This is a genomic window from Parasulfitobacter algicola (genome assembly GCF_013315265.1).
In the GTDB taxonomy this organism is placed as follows: domain Bacteria; phylum Pseudomonadota; class Alphaproteobacteria; order Rhodobacterales; family Rhodobacteraceae; genus Parasulfitobacter; species Parasulfitobacter algicola.
On record NZ_JABUFE010000008.1, the window covers coordinates 88,310 to 106,021 of the forward strand.

Annotated in this window: 19 protein-coding genes and 1 tRNA gene; 9 read left to right on the forward strand and 11 right to left on the reverse strand. The window is 51.5% G+C overall.

Features of this window, described 5'->3' with window-relative positions; genetic code table 11:
• Positions 1-417: 417 nt before the first annotated feature.
• A tRNA-Asn gene (locus HRQ87_RS13500) sits at positions 418-492 on the reverse strand.
• A gap of 72 nt (positions 493-564) precedes the next feature.
• Positions 565-1,434 carry an MBL fold metallo-hydrolase gene (locus HRQ87_RS13505; RefSeq protein ID WP_174138971.1) on the reverse strand — a complete coding sequence of 290 codons (870 nt, stop codon included), beginning with the start codon at positions 1,432-1,434 and terminating at the stop codon, positions 565-567.
• 41 nt (positions 1,435-1,475) lie between these two features.
• On the opposite strand from HRQ87_RS13505, the gene HRQ87_RS13510 reads away from it, so the two are divergent.
• Entirely contained in the window at positions 1,476-2,786 is a 1,311-nt protein-coding gene (locus HRQ87_RS13510; RefSeq protein ID WP_174138972.1) for an ATP-binding protein, read from the forward strand.
• Here the strand turns inward: HRQ87_RS13510 and HRQ87_RS13515 are convergent.
• The 7 genes from HRQ87_RS13515 to purC all read right to left on the reverse strand — a co-directional run bounded on the left by HRQ87_RS13515 (position 2,783) and on the right by purC (position 9,869).
• Positions 2,783-3,898 (reverse strand): serine hydrolase domain-containing protein, encoded by a 1,116-nt coding sequence (locus tag HRQ87_RS13515; protein WP_217430456.1) that lies wholly within the window; start codon positions 3,896-3,898, stop codon positions 2,783-2,785. The genes HRQ87_RS13510 and HRQ87_RS13515 overlap by 4 nt on opposite strands.
• A gap of 103 nt (positions 3,899-4,001) precedes the next feature.
• Entirely contained in the window at positions 4,002-5,336 is a 1,335-nt protein-coding gene (locus tag HRQ87_RS13520) for a sigma-54-dependent transcriptional regulator (protein WP_174138973.1), read from the reverse strand.
• A gap of 8 nt (positions 5,337-5,344) precedes the next feature.
• Positions 5,345-7,099 (reverse strand): sensor histidine kinase, encoded by a 1,755-nt coding sequence (locus HRQ87_RS13525; protein ID WP_174138974.1) that lies wholly within the window; start codon positions 7,097-7,099, stop codon positions 5,345-5,347.
• A gap of 36 nt (positions 7,100-7,135) precedes the next feature.
• A complete protein-coding gene (gene purQ, locus HRQ87_RS13530; protein ID WP_174138975.1) occupies positions 7,136-7,804 on the reverse strand; it encodes a phosphoribosylformylglycinamidine synthase subunit PurQ in 669 nt (222 codons plus the stop codon).
• Positions 7,805-7,813: 9 nt separating this feature from the next.
• On the reverse strand, positions 7,814-8,851 hold the full coding sequence (locus tag HRQ87_RS13535) for a zinc-dependent alcohol dehydrogenase family protein (RefSeq protein WP_174138976.1): 1,038 nt from the start codon (positions 8,849-8,851) through the stop codon (positions 7,814-7,816).
• Positions 8,851-9,090 carry a phosphoribosylformylglycinamidine synthase subunit PurS gene (purS, locus tag HRQ87_RS13540; protein ID WP_174138977.1) on the reverse strand — a complete coding sequence of 80 codons (240 nt, stop codon included), beginning with the start codon at positions 9,088-9,090 and terminating at the stop codon, positions 8,851-8,853. Before purS ends, HRQ87_RS13535 begins: the two co-directional genes overlap by 1 nt.
• A 17-nt stretch (positions 9,091-9,107) precedes the next feature.
• The gene (purC, locus tag HRQ87_RS13545; RefSeq protein WP_174138978.1) at positions 9,108-9,869 is read right to left on the reverse strand and encodes a phosphoribosylaminoimidazolesuccinocarboxamide synthase; all 762 of its coding nucleotides are present in this window, start codon (positions 9,867-9,869) and stop codon (positions 9,108-9,110) included.
• 158 nt (positions 9,870-10,027) lie between these two features.
• Here purC and HRQ87_RS13550 point away from each other — a divergent pair, with 158 nt between their 5' ends.
• Both HRQ87_RS13550 and bmt read left to right on the forward strand, forming a co-directional pair.
• Complete coding sequence (locus tag HRQ87_RS13550; protein WP_174138979.1) at positions 10,028-10,345, forward strand: DUF1476 domain-containing protein; 318 nt, start codon at positions 10,028-10,030, stop codon at positions 10,343-10,345.
• A gap of 198 nt (positions 10,346-10,543) precedes the next feature.
• Positions 10,544-11,560 carry a betaine--homocysteine S-methyltransferase gene (gene bmt, locus HRQ87_RS13555; protein WP_174138980.1) on the forward strand — a complete coding sequence of 339 codons (1,017 nt, stop codon included), beginning with the start codon at positions 10,544-10,546 and terminating at the stop codon, positions 11,558-11,560.
• A gap of 4 nt (positions 11,561-11,564) precedes the next feature.
• Here bmt and HRQ87_RS13560 read toward each other — a convergent pair whose 3' ends face one another.
• Positions 11,565-12,653: a PA0069 family radical SAM protein gene (locus tag HRQ87_RS13560; RefSeq protein ID WP_174139048.1), complete on the reverse strand. Its 1,089-nt coding sequence runs from the start codon at positions 12,651-12,653 to the stop codon at positions 11,565-11,567.
• 148 nt (positions 12,654-12,801) lie between these two features.
• On the opposite strand from HRQ87_RS13560, the gene HRQ87_RS13565 reads away from it, so the two are divergent.
• The 6 genes from HRQ87_RS13565 (at position 12,802) to HRQ87_RS13590 (ending at position 16,193) form a co-directional block, all read left to right on the forward strand.
• Positions 12,802-13,506, forward strand: coding sequence for a corrinoid protein (locus HRQ87_RS13565; RefSeq protein ID WP_174138981.1), 705 nt, complete (start codon positions 12,802-12,804; stop codon positions 13,504-13,506).
• A gap of 65 nt (positions 13,507-13,571) precedes the next feature.
• Positions 13,572-13,790 carry a hypothetical protein gene (locus HRQ87_RS13570; protein ID WP_174138982.1) on the forward strand — a complete coding sequence of 73 codons (219 nt, stop codon included), beginning with the start codon at positions 13,572-13,574 and terminating at the stop codon, positions 13,788-13,790.
• A complete protein-coding gene (locus tag HRQ87_RS13575) occupies positions 13,771-14,106 on the forward strand; it encodes a YbjQ family protein (protein ID WP_174138983.1) in 336 nt (111 codons plus the stop codon). Before HRQ87_RS13570 ends, HRQ87_RS13575 begins: the two co-directional genes overlap by 20 nt.
• On the forward strand, positions 14,103-14,762 hold the full coding sequence (locus HRQ87_RS13580) for a DUF1638 domain-containing protein (protein WP_174138984.1): 660 nt from the start codon (positions 14,103-14,105) through the stop codon (positions 14,760-14,762). Before HRQ87_RS13575 ends, HRQ87_RS13580 begins: the two co-directional genes overlap by 4 nt.
• A gap of 115 nt (positions 14,763-14,877) precedes the next feature.
• Positions 14,878-15,177 carry an FtsB family cell division protein gene (locus HRQ87_RS13585; protein WP_174138985.1) on the forward strand — a complete coding sequence of 100 codons (300 nt, stop codon included), beginning with the start codon at positions 14,878-14,880 and terminating at the stop codon, positions 15,175-15,177.
• 110 nt (positions 15,178-15,287) lie between these two features.
• Positions 15,288-16,193, forward strand: a complete 906-nt coding sequence (locus HRQ87_RS13590; protein WP_174138986.1) for a hypothetical protein — start codon at positions 15,288-15,290, stop codon at positions 16,191-16,193.
• A gap of 40 nt (positions 16,194-16,233) precedes the next feature.
• Here the strand turns inward: HRQ87_RS13590 and HRQ87_RS13595 are convergent, their stop codons facing one another.
• The gene (locus HRQ87_RS13595; protein WP_174138987.1) at positions 16,234-17,154 is read right to left on the reverse strand and encodes a Hint domain-containing protein; all 921 of its coding nucleotides are present in this window, start codon (positions 17,152-17,154) and stop codon (positions 16,234-16,236) included.
• Positions 17,155-17,712 lie beyond the last annotated feature (558 nt).

Consider the following 17,712-nt stretch of genomic DNA (forward strand, 5'->3'; position numbering starts at 1 on the left):
GCCTTGATCGATTCGTGGATTCCACAGGACGAGAGCTGCGGATGGATGAGCTGTCGGACGCCTGAGCTACTCTATCAGAGGAAGTCGCAAACCTTTGACACTCAAGGCATTCCGTAAGGCCCGCGCTTCCTCTTCACTTGCGCCCTTGGGCAACATGATTCCGACTTGTCGGTCACCCCTATCAACAGACGCAATTCCACACTCTTCGTTGGGCTCCAAGAGAATGTACCAATCCCCGCCTTCTGGTGGAACTTCCTTCAAAGTGGGGTGGAAAGTTGATTTGTGAAAAGTGCCCATTAATATTCGATCACAATTCAAGAAAGGCTGAGAAGGTGGAGATAAGTACCTAGGTACAGAAAATCAGCGCCGCAGTCATTTGGTGAAATGACGCAATGCACTGATTTTGCTGATAAATTTTGGCTCCGGCGGTAGGGATCGAACCTACGACCAATTGATTAACAGTCAACTGCTCTACCGCTGAGCTACGCCGGAATCTGACGTGGATATAACGATCAACTATTTGGCCGTCCAGAGGATATTCTGTAAAAACAATTTTTTTATGACTTAATTGATCAATTTGAATTTACTTGTTTGGGTCAGTGGTAATTGGCAAGTGACGATATTTCTTTCATAAAGATCAATCAGGTGCGCCAGAACATTGCGTTCTGCGGCGGGCAACAAGGCTGGCGCGACCTCGGTATAGATGGATCGGGCCAGTTCACGTGCCGTCGCGTCGGCATGACCAAGGGCTGATTTAATTTGGTCTTCTCGTCCTTGTCTGTGGGCGATCAAGTCAGTCAGCCTTGCCATTGGATTTTCAATCGGATCTCCGTGACCAGGATAAAAGACTTGCGTGGGTATCGTTTGCAGTTTTCGGCAAGATGTCATGAAATCGGTCAGGTTGCCGTCTGGCGGCGACACAAGAGATGTGGCCCAACCCATGACATGATCGCCTGTAAAGATAGCATCTTGCCATTTGAAACACAGGTGATTGCCAAGGTGTCCTGGCGTCCAGATGGCCTGGATAGCACCTGCAGCAGTTTGAATGATTTCACCGTCCTTCACTGTTATATCGGGCTGAAAACCATCATGAATTCCTTCGCCACCCCCAATATTGTGCAGCTTAGACATGATATCGCTGCGGCCAGCGCGACTGTCACCGAAGGCAATAATTGGCGCACGGGTTTTCGCAGCCAGGGCGGGCGCAAGGGAAGAATGGTCGACGTGGCTGTGTGTAACCAAGATATGAGTGATGCGTTGCTCAGGGCCAAGCGCGTCTAAAATTGCATCAAGATGCTGCGGCAGATCGGGCCCCGGATCAATCACAGTTAAATCGGTCTGACCCAGCACATAGGTCATCGTGCCGCTAAACGTCATCGGTGATGGATTGGGTGCGCGAATTGCCCGAAGGCCATCTTGTAGCTGCATCATCATCGCGCTTTCCTCTTTCAAAGGCCGCCGCTAGGGTGCGATCCATGTTTGGTTGGCTTAAAAATTATTTACCGCGCAGCCTGTATGGCCGAGCCGCCTTGATTTTGGTGCTGCCTATACTTGTGTTGCAGATTGCCTTTTCGATTGGGTTTATTCAACGTCACTTTGCAGATGTGACCAACCAGATGACCCGAAATATTGGGCTTGAAGTTGATTATCTTTTACAGGAAGTTCAGCAGGCGCCAAACAAAGAAGCTGCAATGATTGCAGCCGCACGGCTTGCGGATCCATTGGCGTTGCGGGTTCAGTTTGATGCGCCTGCACTTTCGCCTGCGCGGCTTTGGTATGATTTCACAGGGCTAACGGTGATTTCCACTCTGCGCAATAACCGACCTGAGGTTGGTACAATTGATCTGGCCAGTCAAAACCGCCGTGTGCTGGTTGAGCTTGAAACGCGACACGGCACACTGCTGGTTAATTTTGACAGGCGGCGCGTGTCTGCGTCTAACCCGCACCAGTTATTGGTTTGGATGGTGTTTACCGGAATCCTGATGACGGTGATTGCCTTTATTTTCTTGCGCAACCAGCTGCGCCCGATCAAACGGCTGGCGGATGCGGCAACGGCATTCGGGAAAGGGCAAGTGCAGACCTATAAGCCGTCGGGTGCAGCAGAGGTTCGTGTTGCGGGAAATGCATTTCTGGACATGCGCAACAGGATTGAACGGCAAATCGAACAGCGCACGTTAATGCTGTCTGGGGTTAGCCATGATTTGCGTACCCCATTGACGCGATTAAAGCTGGGGCTGTCGATGATTGACGACCCAGAGGTGGAGGCAATGCAGCGTGATATCAGTGATATGCAACGGATGTTGGATGAATTCCTGAATTTTGCCCGTGATGATGCCAGTGATGCGCCTGAGAAAACCGATCCAATCGCCTTGACCCGGCAAATTGTTGAAGATGCGAAAAGATCGGGCAATGCAGTCCAGTTGATATCAGTCAGTGGTCAAGGTCATGTGATGATGCGCCCGACGGCTGTGCGGCGGGCCATTGACAATCTGATTGGTAATGCCGTGCGATATGGAACCCGTGCCGATGTATCGGTCGCATTGATGGATAATGCGCTGCGTATCACTGTCGAAGATGACGGCCCCGGTATCCCAAGCGCCAATCGTAAGGATGCGGTCAAGCCCTTTACGCGGCTTGAACCGGGGCGCAATCAGAACAAGGGATCTGGCGTGGGCCTTGGTCTGTCGATCGCCAATGATATTGCACGTGTACACGGCGGCGCACTTCGACTTGGCGAAAGTGAAACACTGGGCGGTCTAAAGGCGGATCTGGTTTTAGCGCGTTAGCGTTGTTGGTTTACATCTTCAAGTATAATCCGCCAAAGGATCAGCGTTGGATTTATCCAGTCATCCCCCTGATTATATCTGCCGGAATACATGACACTGACCAGATCAAGATCAGGAAAAATCATTAATCTTTGCCCACCGTTTCCATGCGCTGACATCATGCTGTGGCGGGCTGTATCGGGCGCGACTGCAGGTTGTCGGGACAGGTACCATTGGTTCGCATAGCGCATCCCTGATGGCAAAGTGGCTTGCGGTGTCTGGCACGCTTTGATCCATTGCTCTGGTACGACTTGACGGTCGTTCCAACGTCCGTTCGCCAGGATCATCTGACCGATCCGCGCAAGATCAGGGGCCGTCATGCGTAGACCGGATGCCGCCGAAATAACGCCATCATCCCCGCGGTTCCATTCAAACTGTGTGATACCAAGCGGGCTGAATAAATGCTGTTTGGTAAATTCGTCCAATGACTGTCCAGTACCCTGTTCAATCAGATATGCAATAAGGGCTGTACAACCGCCGTTATAATTCCAGCGTGTGCCCGGGTCAGCTATTATCGGGCGGCTAAGAATAAAGCGATACCGGTCAGGCGCACGTTCCATCGCAATTTCACTATTGGCCGGATTATCATAGGGAATGGTTTCGTTCCAATCGGTTCCAAGCATCATGTTCAAGGCGTGGCTGACGGTCCAGCTTGCGCGTTTTGGGTCATTGGTAAGGTCCGAATATTGAGAAAACGCAGTCAACAAGGGTGTATCGGGCGCGGGGACTTTGCCCTGATCCAGCGCGATGCCGTATAGCAGACTGGTGATACTTTTGCTGACAGACCGCAGATCATGCAAAGTCGTGGGGCCAAAGGTCACTTTGCCCAAAGGACGGCCCCAGTTTTCATCTGTGCCGCTAAAATACCGTTCCGTTACCGTTTCATTCCCGCTCAAGACCAGTACCGCATGCAAATCCTGTAAAACACCTGACTGATAGGCCAGATCAATGCGTTTGCCGATGTTCAAAGAGTTTTGAGATGTTTCTGCGGTCAAAACGTGCGCGGCCATTGTGCCAATCGCACTTGCGCCGCTTAGCTTTATAATGTGGCGTCTTGTCAAAGTCTGTATCATCACGACCCCTTTGATATAGCCATTTTGGCATACCAGATTACTGATTGTCGTGCAGTGATTTTGTCAGCAGGAATGCTGGCACCCTAAGATGCCAGCAATGATTTCAACCAAGATAATCAGGCCGTTGCAGGCCGTATTTTGCCATCTTTTCGTTCAAGGTCCGGCGCGGAAGGCACAGTTCTTCCATGACGCTGACGATGCTGCCCTTGTGACGGCGCATGGTGTTGTCGATCAGCATGCGTTCGAATGCCTCAACATATTCCTTCAGCGGTTTGCCTTCGGTCGTCATGACGGGTTGGGCTTCTTCATTATCGGCCATCAGCAGCGAAGTGATCGATCCCGATCCGCGCCGGTTTTGCAGAACGGCGCGTTCGGCGATATTGATCAGTTGGCGCACATTTCCGGGCCAGGGGGCTTGCAACAACTGTGCAGCTTCCTGGGCACTGACCTGTGGGGCATCACAGCCATATTCATCTGCAAACTGGTCGCTAAGCCGTGTGAACAGCGACAGGATGTCTTCGCCGCGCTGCCGCAGGGGTGGCACCGTAATCCGCAAAGCGGCAAGGCGGTAAAACAGATCGGGACGCAGAGTATCTTCACACGTGCGCCCCTGTTCCTGCAAATTACAAATCGCGATTATGCGGGTTTCGGCAGGCGTGCCCTGGTCATTGATAATGTTCAGCAAGCGGGCTTGTAGTGGTTCGCTCAGTGCCTCGATATCCTCAAGCACCAATGTGCCGCCGCGGGCCTCTTCAATGGCAGGCAGGCTGTCGCCATCTTCCATCGGACCGAAAAGCTTTTTGGTCAGTTCATCTTGGGAATAGGCAGCACAGCTGACCAGCACGAATTTCTTTGTCGCCCGCGCGCCAACCGCATGCAGGGCGTGGGCCACAAGCGTTTTACCTGTGCCGGTTTCTCCTTCGATCAAAACATGCCCATCAGCCTGACCCAAATCCAGAATGTCTTCTTTCAGACGCTCCATAATTGGGGATGCACCGATCAGCTTTTTGATCAGCGCAGATCCATCTGAGAGTTCACGCCGCAAAGCGCGGTTATCCAATGTCAGACGACGGGCTTGCGTGGCCTTTTTGGCCAGTTCGGACATGCGATCGGGGTTAAATGGTTTTTCAAGAAAATCATAAGCCCCCACACGCATGGCTTCCACGGCCATGGGCACATCGCCGTGACCAGTGATCATAATGACGGGCAATGCGCTATCGACGCTCATCAGTCGTTTCAAAAATTGCATGCCGTCCATGCCGGGCATTTTGATGTCACTAACGACGACACCTGGGTAATCATTTCCCAAGCCTTTCAGCGCGTCTTCTGCGCTTTTGAAGGTTTCGGTTTCGTATCCTGAAAGCGCCAGCCACTGGCTGATGGATTGGCGCATATCCTGTTCGTCGTCCACGATTGCGATTTTCATAGGTCGGACCATATGGGGCCTCATTCCGCTGCTGCGATGTCTTCAGTTAAAATAGGCAGCTGTATTTCAAAAACTGCCCCCTTTGTGGCGGCATTCTTTGCAGTCAACCGCCCACCTAAGTCATTTATGATGCCAGAGGATATGGCAAGACCCAAGCCCACACCGTCGCCTGGCTGCTTTGTGGTGTAAAATGGCTCAAACAGGGACTCTAGATCTTCGATCCCACTGCCGTTGTCACGCACACTCAGAACGACTGTATCACCGGCGCTAAGCAGGATGTCGATAGTCGGATCATCTTCGCCTTTTGTGGCGTCCAATGCGTTGCGCAACAGGTTGATGATCACCTGTTCCAGACGCAGCCGGTCGGCCATGACCATGACGGGATCAGATGGCATTGCTTTGGTGATTTTCACACTACGGGTCTTCAGCTGCGGTTCCATCATGGACAGTGCAGAAGACACCGCAAACCTTGTATCTACAGGCTCAAACGCATCACCGCCCTTGCGCGCATAGCTTTTCAGCTGCTTTGTGATCGCCCCCATTCGTTCGATCAGATCGTCGATCCGCTGGAATGATGACAGGGCTTCATCGGGGCGTTTGCGTTGCAGCAAAAGGCTGGCACCGGCCAGATATGTTTTCATCGCCGCCAGAGGTTGGTTCAACTCGTGACTGACCGCTGCTGACATCTCGCCAAGGGCGGCAAGCTTAGAGCTTTGGGCAAGGGTTTGTTCGGCTGCATCCAAGCTTTTTTCAACTCGTTCACGTTCGGCAACTTCCCGCTGCAAGCGGTCATTCAGCCGACGAAGTTGTGCTGTTTCCATTTGGAAAACCCGCGCCAGAGTCGCAGATTTTCGGCTAACGGCATAAAACGTCAGCGCCAACAGAATCGCAAAGCCCATGATTTCCAGCGCCAGAACGCCGTTAACCCGTTCACGCACCGAATTATAACTGGTGAATGTTGTGATCTGCCATCCCTGAAACGGGACACGCGATTGCATGCGCATCACTGGCTCTCCTGCGATAAAGGTATCGGCTGATGGCCAGTCTGTCGTGGCCTGAATGGCGCGCGCAATGGCCGAGGGCGGTGTTTGGCGATCAAGCGCTTCATCCACTTGCAGGCCACGCCATCGGGGTTCTGTTGAAAGAACAATCTGACCTGAGCTGTTCGTCACCATCACGGCATCTGTGATGCCTGCCCAACTGCGTTCGAATTTTTGTAAATCAGCTTCGACAACGATCACACCAATGACCGCGCCACGCTGTTCGATCCGCAATGAATGCGTGAACCGAAAGCCGCCGATTTCGCGACTTTCAGCTTTAAAAATGGTGTCATTGGCACGCAGGGCATCCAGAAAAAAAGGCTCTGTCCGAAAGGACGATCCAAGTTGGCCGCGATCTGTCGATGCAACAACACGTCCATCCAAATCCAGCAACATCGCAGATGCAGCGCCTGTATTTTCGACACGTTCAAGCAGACGCTGTGATGTGTGCCGGTAATTTTTCGAATTCAGTGCGCTGATCAATGATGGATCTGTCGAAAGAAACCCTGGCATGATCGCATTCTTTTCCAGCTCGGCAATCAGGTTGCCGGTGTAAAGGGCAAGACGCACATCGGCCCGGTTGCGCGTATTTTCTGTGAACCGTTCCGTCAGCAGAACATTTGTCATCCAGACTGTGATGACAGCCAGCGTGACAAGAACGCCAAGCGCGATTCTGATCCGCCAGGAAAATGTTCTGTCGCCGTCGCCTTGATCCTGATCGACCTGTATCACCATGCATCAAGCTTAGATTGCTGTGCGCGCGATGCCAAGTCAGGCCGTGACAACCGCATCAACAATTGCGCGAAACATTGCTTTGCCGTCGGTGCCGCCGTGGCCATCATCTGCGGCGCGTTCCGGGTGGGGCATCATGCCAAGCACACGGCGGTTTTCTGATAAAATGCCTGCGATATCGCTGACTGATCCATTCGGATTGTCCGTATAGCTAAAGGCCACGCGATCCTGATCTTTCAGCTGCGCCACTATTGTATCATCGGCGACATAATTGCCGTCATGATGGGCAATCGGAATGCTTAGAATATCGCCTGCATTATAGCCATGGGTGAAGTCACTGTTTGAAGTCACAACCTCAAGCCCGATGTATTTGCAGATATATTTCAGGCCTGCGTTGCGCATCAGAACACCGGGCAACAGGCCGGTTTCGGTCAAAATCTGAAAGCCATTGCAAACCCCCAAAAGATATCCGCCACGGTTTGCATGGTTGATCACTGCTTTGCAGATCGGTGATTTTGCGGCAATCGCACCGCAGCGCAGATAATCGCCAAAGGAAAATCCGCCAGGGATAGCGACAAAGTCTGTACCGTCAGGTAGGTCTGCATCTTTGTGCCAGACCATAGTGACATCAGCACCTGCGGCCTTGAGTGCCACGGCCATGTCGCGGTCACAGTTTGATCCGGGAAAAACGACGACGGCAGCTTTCATGGGATACTCCTAATTCTGAAAATCGGTAATGACGGCAACGCCGGGCGGCATGGGGCCGTTAAAGGCGCGCAGTTCATCGCTGGCACCTGACAGAGGGATTTCGCGTGCAACAAGCGGGGCCATATCCACGTCGCCGCGTTCGATCAGCCCAAGCAGACTGGGATAGCGCCATGGGGGCATGCCACGTGTGCCGTAAAGGGCCAGATTGCCCTGATAAACAGCACTCATGTTGATCTCCATCCGGGCGGTGTGGCCGACGGGCATACCCACTTGCACATGCCGTCCCATGGGGCGCAGACATTCAATGGATGCGTTGGCTGTTTGCGCAATTCCCAAAGCTTCGACAGACACATGCGCGCCGCCGCCTGTGATGTCCTTGATCGCTTGCGCCACATTGCCATCGGTTGCATTCACAGCAGCCGTGGCCCCCAGTGACATCGCATGATCCAGCTTTTCCTGCACGATATCCACGACGATGACATGCGCGCCGAGGGTACGGCCAAGAAGCATTGCCGACAGTCCAACGCCGCCTGTGCCATGCACGGCCAGCCATTCGCCGGCCTGCAAAGCGGCGCGCCCAGTCAACGCATGCCAGCTTGTGGTCACACGGCACCCAAGGCCTGCAGCGATTTTTGGGGATATGCTATCGGGCAAAAGTGCCAGATTATGATCCAGAGGTACGGGGATATATTCAGCAAAAGCCCCCGGTTCAACAAAGCCCGGCAGTCGCTGATTGGGGCAGGTCGGTTGATGGCCTGATTGGCACGACGGACAACTGCCGCAAGCCAGAATGAAAGGAGCAATCAGCCGGTCGCCAATTTTGTAACGCGCGGATGGTCCCGCTTCGACCACGGTTCCGCAATATTCGTGACCCTGAATTTGCCCAGGCTTTACACGCGGGTGTTCACCAGTCCAGCCATGCCAGTCTGATCGGCACACGCCGCAGGCTTCGACTTTTAACACAACCCCGTCTTTGGGGCAGACAGGATCGGCCACAGTTTCCAGCGACAAATCTTCGTTATATGCGCGCAGGACGGCTGCGCGCATCAAATCATCTCGACCCGGTAGCTTTCGATGACAGTATTCGCCAACAACTTTTCGCACATGTCATTGACTTGTGCTTCGGCCTTGGCCGCATCGCTTTCGGTCAGATCAAGCTCAACCACTTTGCCCTGACGCACGCCGTTGACGCCGTCAAACCCAAGCGATCCCAAGGCGTGACGTACCGCTTCACCCTGCGGATCAAGAACGCCGTTTTTCAGCATGACATGGACACGTGCTTTCATTCCAGGATCCTTGGCTTTCAGTTAATCAATGTTGGTTTTGGCATATGGGTCGCATTCGCGGGCATAACGCCCAGACGCCGCGCGACCTCGGTATAGGCATCGGTCAGATTGCCCAAATCGCGGCGAAAGACATCTTTGTCCAGTTTTTGACCTGTTTCAATATCCCACAAACGGCAGCTGTCGGGGCTGATTTCATCGGCGATGATCAGACGCTGATAGTCGCCTTCCCAAACGCGACCGATCTCAATCTTGAAATCCACCAGTTTGATGCCGACGCCGTACATCAGGCCGGACATATAGTCGTTTACCCGCAACGCAAGCGCTACCATGTCGTCCATGTCCTGCTGGCTGGCCCAGCCAAAGGCGATGATGTGTTCTTCACTAACCAATGGATCGCCAAGGGCATCGTCTTTATAACAGAATTCCACAATGGGGCGGGGCAGGGCGGTGCCTTCCTCAAGCCCCAAACGCTTGGAGATTGTTCCGGCGGCAAAATTGCGCACGATGACTTCCAGCGGAATAATTTCAACCGACCGGATCAGCTGTTCACGCATATTGATGCGTTTCAGAAAATGCGTGGGCACACCAATGTGGTTCAAACCGGTCATGAAAAATTCGCTAAGACGGTTGTTCAACACGCCCTTGCCTTCGATCACGTCACGTTTTTCCGCGTTATAGGCGGTGGCATCATCCTTAAAATACTGCACAAAAGTCCCCGGTTCCGGGCCTTCATACAGAATTTTAGCTTTGCCTTCATAAATCTTCTTACGCCGTGCCATCATTACTCCGATCTTGCCGTGCCGGGGCGAGTCCCAATGCGGCTGATGTTGTCATACGGCAAGCGCGTTGGTCTCGCAAGATACAGCCAAGGGGTTGCGAGACAGCTTTGGGAAGGGCATATCACAAAAAGAACGAGAACCTTTAAGGGAATGATGGCATGACCACCTTTGACGATCGCGAAAGCGCATTTGAAAACAAATTCGCACATGATGCAGATATGCAGTTTAAAGCCGATGCACGGCGCAATAAATTGTTGGGCCTTTGGGCAGCAGAACTAATGGGGAAATCGGGTGATGAGGCTGCTGCATACGCGCAGGAAGTTGTGAAGTCGGATATGGAAGAGATTGGCGATGAAGATGTGTATCGCAAAGTGTCCGGCGATCTTGGCGACAAAGCTAATGAAGCCACCATTCGCACAAAGATGATTGAACTGATGGCCGTCGCCAAGGGTCAGATCATGGATGAAGTCAGCTGATCGCTGCCGTTTGGGATTTACCTTACACAGTTCAGGCGAACATACCATAAAAAGGCACTGAAACGTGCCTCAATTTGACTATAATTCATTATCATTATGACGACATTGCATTTGCTTGCTGTTTGTCGTCATGACACAAGCGCCCAATCGGGATATGGGCGACTGTATCCCGCTTATTAATATGTGAAAGAGCCACCGATGACCAATGCCCTGACCCGCCTTCTTGAAACTCGCGACTGGCTTTTGGCTGATGGCGCAACGGGGACGAACCTGTTCAACATGGGCCTGTCATCCGGCGATGCGCCCGAGATGTGGAACGAAGAACACCCTGACAGGATCAAGGCGCTTTACAAGGGGGCTGTTGATGCAGGCAGTGATCTGTTTCTGACGAACTCTTTTGGCGGGAATGCATCGCGACTGAAATTGCATGGTGCGGAAAAACGGGCGCGTGAATTAAGCCGCATATCAGCGGAAATTGGTCGTGATGTGGCCGACGCAGCAGATCATCCAGTGATTGTTGCGGGGTCTGTTGGCCCTACGGGCGAGATCATGGAACCAATGGGCAGTCTGACCCATGCAACCGCAGTTGAGATTTTTCATGAACAGGCCGAAGGTCTGAAAGAGGGCGGCGCAGATGTGCTTTGGGTCGAAACGATTTCAGCGCCCGAAGAATATAAAGCTGCCGCCGAAGCCTTTGCACTGGCCGACATGCCGTGGTGCGGAACAATGAGTTTCGACACCGCCGGACGCACGATGATGGGACTTACATCTTCAGGTTTGGTGGATCTGGTCGGTAAAATCCCGAATGCACCACTTGCGTTCGGCGCCAATTGCGGGGTTGGGGCATCTGATTTGTTGCGTACTATTTTGGGCTTCAGCGCGCGCGGACCAGAAGTGCCCGTGATCGCAAAGGGCAACGCAGGTATCCCGAAATACGTGGACGGTCATATTCATTATGACGGCACACCTGATCTCATGGCTGATTACGCTTGTCTGGCACGCGATTGCGGGGCAACGATCATTGGCGGGTGTTGTGGAACAATGCCGGATCATCTGCAAAAGATGCGCGCGGCATTAGAGACGCGGCCAAAAGGCCCACGTCCAACGCTTGATCAAATTACCGAAGCTCTTGGTGGATTTTCATCGGCCTCGGACGGGACCGATGGCAAGGCGCCACCGGCGCGTACCACACGCCGCAGTCGGGCGCGCGGGTAAAATGTTAGAACAGCGAAAGCTGATCACCCGAACGCGGCGGAATGGCGAACAGATCCGTGCGCAATGGCGAAACTTCGCGGTCCAATCCCAATCGTTTGGACGCCACGCGAAAACGTCGGGCGATGATGTTGGCATAGGCCCCTTCGCCGCGCATCCGTTTGCCCCATTCAGCGCTGTAATCCTGTCCGCCGTGCATCGCGCGAACGTGGCCCATGATGCGCAAAGCACGATCTGGAAAATGTTCGGACAGCCAATCGCGAAACAGTCCGCTGACTTCGCGGGGAAGGCGCAGCATAACCCAGCTTGCAGCCTCGGCCCCGGCTGCGACGGCTGCATCAAGAATGGCTTCCAATTCATGATCTGTCAGCGCCGGAATGATTGGCGCCACCATCACGCGCACCGGACAGCCTGCGTCGGTCAATTTGCGGATTGTCGTCAGACGGCGGGCGGGGGAAGGCACGCGCGGCTCCATCAGGCGGGCCAGTTTCGGGTCCAGCGTCGTGACGGAAATGCCAACCTTAGCCAATCCCTTGCGCCCCATTTCGCCCAGAATATCGGCATCGCGCTCGATCAGCATGCCTTTGGTCACAATGCCAACGGGGTGATTGAAATCATTCAGCACTTCAAGAATGCGCCGCATAATTTCGTGCTGTTTTTCAATCGGTTGATAGGGGTCGGTATTCGTACCAATCGCAATCGTCTGGGGCTTATATCGTTTGGACGACAGTTCTTTTTCCAAAAGCTCTGGCGCTTCGGGCCGGGCAATCAGCTTGGTTTCAAAATCCAACCCCGGCGACATGTTCAGATAGGCATGCGTGGGTCGCGCAAAACAATAGATGCACCCATGTTCGCACCCTCTGTAAGGATTAATCGACCGATCAAACGGTATGTCGGGCGATGTATTACGGCTGATCACGGTGCGCGGCGTTTCAATGCGCACTTCGGTTCGAAGGGGGGGCAGATCATCGGGATTGTCCCAGCCGTCATCCACCGCTTCGCGACTGTGTTCTTCGAAGCGACCGGGCTTGTTGGTCAAAGATGCGCGTCCGCGGCGGCGCAGGTTCGGCAGGCGATAAGGGTCAAACTGGCTCATACAGCAAATATAGAACATAAAGAGAACATTTACCATAATCATCATCACCTTTCGTCGGTGATGACGCGACTGATGTCGCAATTGGAAAGGTTATATATACCTTTTGCGACCAAATCTTACAGTAAGAGACCCGCTTGGAGATTAGACCATGTCTGAAGAAGATGATGAAATCATCCTGTCTGAACTGAATGATGAAGACCTTGTTCAGCAGATGTTTGACGACCTTTACGATGGTCTGAAGGAAGAGATTGAGGAAAGCGTCAATATCCTGCTTGAACGCGGGTGGGAACCATACCGTATTCTGACCGAAGCTTTGGTGGGCGGCATGACAATCGTGGGTAATGATTTCCGCGATGGTATTCTGTTTGTCCCTGAGGTGCTGCTGGCGGCTGGTGCGATGAAGGGCGGCATGGCAATTCTCAAGCCATTGCTGGCTGAAACCGGTGCGCCGCGTGTTGGTAAGATGGTGATTGGAACTGTCAAAGGTGATATTCATGACATCGGTAAAAACCTTGTGTCGATGATGATGGAAGGTGCTGGTTTTGAAGTCGTCGATCTGGGCATCAACAACGCCGTTGAATCCTATCTTGAGGCGCTGGAAAAAGAACAACCCGATATTTTGGGCATGTCCGCCCTGTTGACCACAACCATGCCTTACATGAAGGTCGTTATTGATACGCTGGTCGAAAAAGGTATCCGCGACGACTATACGGTGCTTGTGGGTGGCGCGCCACTGAACGAAGAGTTTGGCAAGGCGATTGGGGCGGATGCCTATTGTCGTGATGCGGCTGTGGCTGTGGAAACGGCGAAAAGCTTTATGGCCCGCAAGCACAACCAGCTATCTGCAGGGTAATCCGGGGCAATACATCTTCAAACCGGGCAGATCTGCCCCCATATGTTTTGGGTAAGGAGACTGAGATGCCTTTGGATAAATTTGTTCTTATTCTCGGCTGCGTCATTGGTGGTGCAGCTGTAACTATTTGGCTTGGTACGTTGCTGATCGCGATGTTCCAAATTCCGTTTATTGGGCCTGTCGTCCTGATCCCTGCTATTCTTGTTGGATATGTTATCTGGCGTGTTGTTGCGGACCGGGTCGGAAATGCTGAGGAAGATCATTATGACAGTATCGAAAAATGATATTTTAGTCGTCACAACCGACAGCGTTCCTGGACGCGAGGTTGAGGCAGTGTTTGGTCTTGTACGCGGATCCACTGTGCGCGCGAAACATTTTGGATCAGACATAGTCGCCAGCCTGCGCAGCCTTGTGGGCGGTGAGGTCAAAGAATATGCAGCCCTTTTGGCGGGCGCGCGCGAACAAGCCTATGATCGCATGATTGATCAGGCCGCGTTGTTCGGTGCAAACGCTGTTCTGGCGGTGCGCATGGAAACATCCACCATTCAGCAAGGCGCATCCGAGGTGATGTGCTATGGCACCGCAGTCCGGCTAAAATGACCCTTGATGATCAGCAACTGACAACCGACGGGCTGGCGCTTGATCCGTCCGCAGGGCAGGTTTTGCTGATTGCCTGCGGTGCATTGGCCCATGAAATTCTGACCCTGAAACGCATCAACGCCTGGGATCACCTTGATCTGACCTGTTTGCCCGCCATTCTGCACAATCATCCCGATCGCATTCCGGATGCTGTGTCTGATGCTGTTCTGCGTCACAGGTCGCAATATGATCAGATTTTTGTCGTCTATGCCGATTGCGGCACAGGGGGGCAGTTGGCCGCGACCTGCGATGCGTTGGGCGTCGAAATGGTGCCCGGACCACATTGCTATTCCTTTTTCGAAGGGAATGCGCAGTTTGCGGAACGTACAGAAACGGAATTTACGGCCTTTTATCTGACCGACTTTCTGGTGCGTCAGTTTGATGCGTTTGTCTGGAAGCCTTTGGGGTTGGACCGACATCCCGAGTTGCGTGATACGTATTTCGGGAATTATGAAAAACTGGTGTATCAGGCGCAGACGAATGATCCGAAATTGGTCGAAAAGGCGCGCGACTGTGCAGATCGGCTTGATCTTACCTTTGAACATCGCGTGACAGGGTACGGTGATTTGCAGACTGTGATGGCATCGCTCAAAGCGCCCAATGCTCATTACTCCTGACGGTATTTTTACAACAGCGCGCTTTTGCTTATTAAATTTAGGGGATTCACATGCGGAATCGGCTGTGGCATAACGTTATTTATCCGTCCGCAAGAGGCGGGATGAGGCAGAAAAGATGACCCACCGCAGCCGCCCGGCTTTGGGCGTATTTATATATTTCACCGTTGCGTTTTCGCTTGGGTTGTATTTCACCTTTGCCGCTGTTCAGGGCGATTATGGGCTGTTTCAAAGGGCCGAAATTGATGCGGATGCTGCAATATTGCAAGGACAATTGGATATTTTGCAGTCGGAACTGGCGGTTTTAGAAAATAAAACACGCCGATTGTCAGATGATTTTCTGGATCTTGATTTATTGGATGAACAGGCGCGTAACGTGCTTGGTTTGATCCGTACGGATGAAGTCGTTATTCGCTGAAATCCACGCAACTTTGTCGCTTATACCAAACGATTTTACGACATTTTGCTTTTAATATACCAAACTTGGTGCGTTAATCTCTTTATTAACATGTCTGGAGTTATTTAACGATGAAGCATTTTTTCAGTTATTTTCTAGCTGTTTTCCTTCTTTTCCTTTCTGTTGTTGCAGTCTTGGCTGAGGCGACAGGCGGTTATAGCGGTCTTGGCGATTTCATTATGATGGCTTTGGCGATGCTGATTTTGTATCTGGTGACGGCAGTCGCATTACTGGTTTTTGCCATCAAAGGAATGTGGCGCGCATTTTCGATTTGGGGTGGTTTGGTTTTTGTACTTACAATCCTGTATCCACTGATCGATGTCACACTGATGTCATGGCAGACGCCCCAGGTCGAACGCGCTGAAATCAAAAAGGATCTGCCCGATCTGAGAGAAAAGCAAATCCTTTACATTACGACATCGGATCGCTGTTGGAGCGATATTTGCGATGCGATTAGCGCTTTGAAAAACAGATCAGCGGTTTGGGTTATGCCACCTGATGTTGTCGTAGAGCTGGATTTTAGCGAACCAATTGATTTAGCGACTATAGATTTGGTGCAATGGCGGCATGTTGAGAATGGTCATTCGCTTAATATTATAGAAAAAAATCAACTTCCTGCGCGCCCGGTTTTTGATTACGTGATTTTGGCGCGCCAACCGTATTATCTGACTAAGACGTCGTCAATTGAACCAAATTTACCGGTGTTTCCGACTATACTTGGGATGAAAGATAAGCTTATCCTTAATGTGATGGCTGCGCCTTTAACGGATCAAAAACTCATATTGAATCAGTTAAAGCCGGATTACCTTACATACCGAATGCAACGTAAAGCGGTTCTTCCGCCGCTATTCCCTGAAAACACAATGTATCCTGAAAGACTGGATTATTATGATCTGAGGCGGGAAACGATAGATGCGTTTTGTGGAAAACACCGTCAGACCCCAGAGCAGCGGGATTGTGCAAGAGAGCTGAATTAGCACTTCTCTATATCGTGATCATCCCAAAAGTATCGCAATACTAGTGCATTGTATTTCTATTTATTAGCGATGCTTCATGTCCGGTTAAAATAGGCCGGGATATTGTATAATGGTCTTGTAAGCAAAAGGGTATTTCAGGGAATAAGTTGTATAACTCAATATGCGTTTCGCGGTCTGCCTTGCAAATATATTCACCGGGATAAAAGCTTTCAGCCTCAGCGTCTTCTGCATAGATAATTTCATGTTTGTCGAAAAGCACATGAAAATATGTGATTTCTTCGCATTCTTGACGCCAAACCATAAAATCATCGCAAAGATGGATCGCTGCGCATAACATTTCACATTCACCAAAATGCAATTCACACTGCCAGCTAGATATAAGCATGCGATGCTGCGGCGAAACGGCAAGCCGTCTTGAATTTCCAACCGCTCCTTTTTCAAAAACCACGGGCGCAAAGGTGCCGGTGCCTTTTACTGTTTTGCGGCCGATCCATTTTATTGGTTGAAGCCCATGGTCCTTTGTTTTGACCAGATCTCCGACCTTTAGGTCTTGCACCAGCTTTTTGAAACCATTCGTAACTGTAATCAAAGTATCTTCGGTAAAGCATGGGGGCTGGAGTTCTGGTAACGTTAGTTGTGTATTATCAGTAACAAAACCAGTGTCTGTTACGGTGCTATCAGTTAGAATAGTGCCATCTGTTGGGGTGAAGTAACGACCACCATCAGCAGTATAGATTGTTGCGCCGGTGATTATAATGCCACCAATTGTAACTGTATCACCATTGTAAACGGCGATGACATCGCTGCCGTTCACTTGGTCACCGCTACCTGAAGTAACAAGGCCATCATCATTTGAATCCAGTATCGTTATTGAAATAACAGTTACATTTGCGGGAAATGTTGGCGGAAAGCCCGGATCAAAATTACCACCAAAAGACTGATCGTTTACCGTTGTTGGCATTGCAAAAGCCTCCACTAAAAACTTTAAGATAGCTTACCTTAAAATCCCCTAGGTAGCAAGAAATTGTAAATTAACAACTTTAGGGTCATTTCAAATGTCTTGGTTAAAAATAGTTTTGAACAAAATTCTTAATATACAAATCAAGTACAATGGCCTTACGATATAATTGTTGTTCCGTAGGTTGGCACGAATTGGGCGTTTCGGTGCTATAGCTTACAGATAGTGATTGTAATTCGGACAGCACTCGCTTTAGTGTAGCGTATCGGTGACGAAACACGTGACCGACACTGAGTTTCACTGTTCAACACTTCGTCCGATCAAAATGATCACGACACTCTGAACAGATTGATAGCGGACCTATGGTCCAAAGAATGTGCTTGCGACAGTCTAATAGGTCCAGGCCAGAAATGGGCGCCGCAGCTTTTGCTGGCGTCGGAGAAGAAACGCGATGACACGCGCGACAAGACGGGATGAGTGGACGAAGGCCTTATCGGGCCTCCCCATTCCTGTATGTAGATCGACGCGCATCGCCATAAATAGTCACCCACAAGCTTTGTC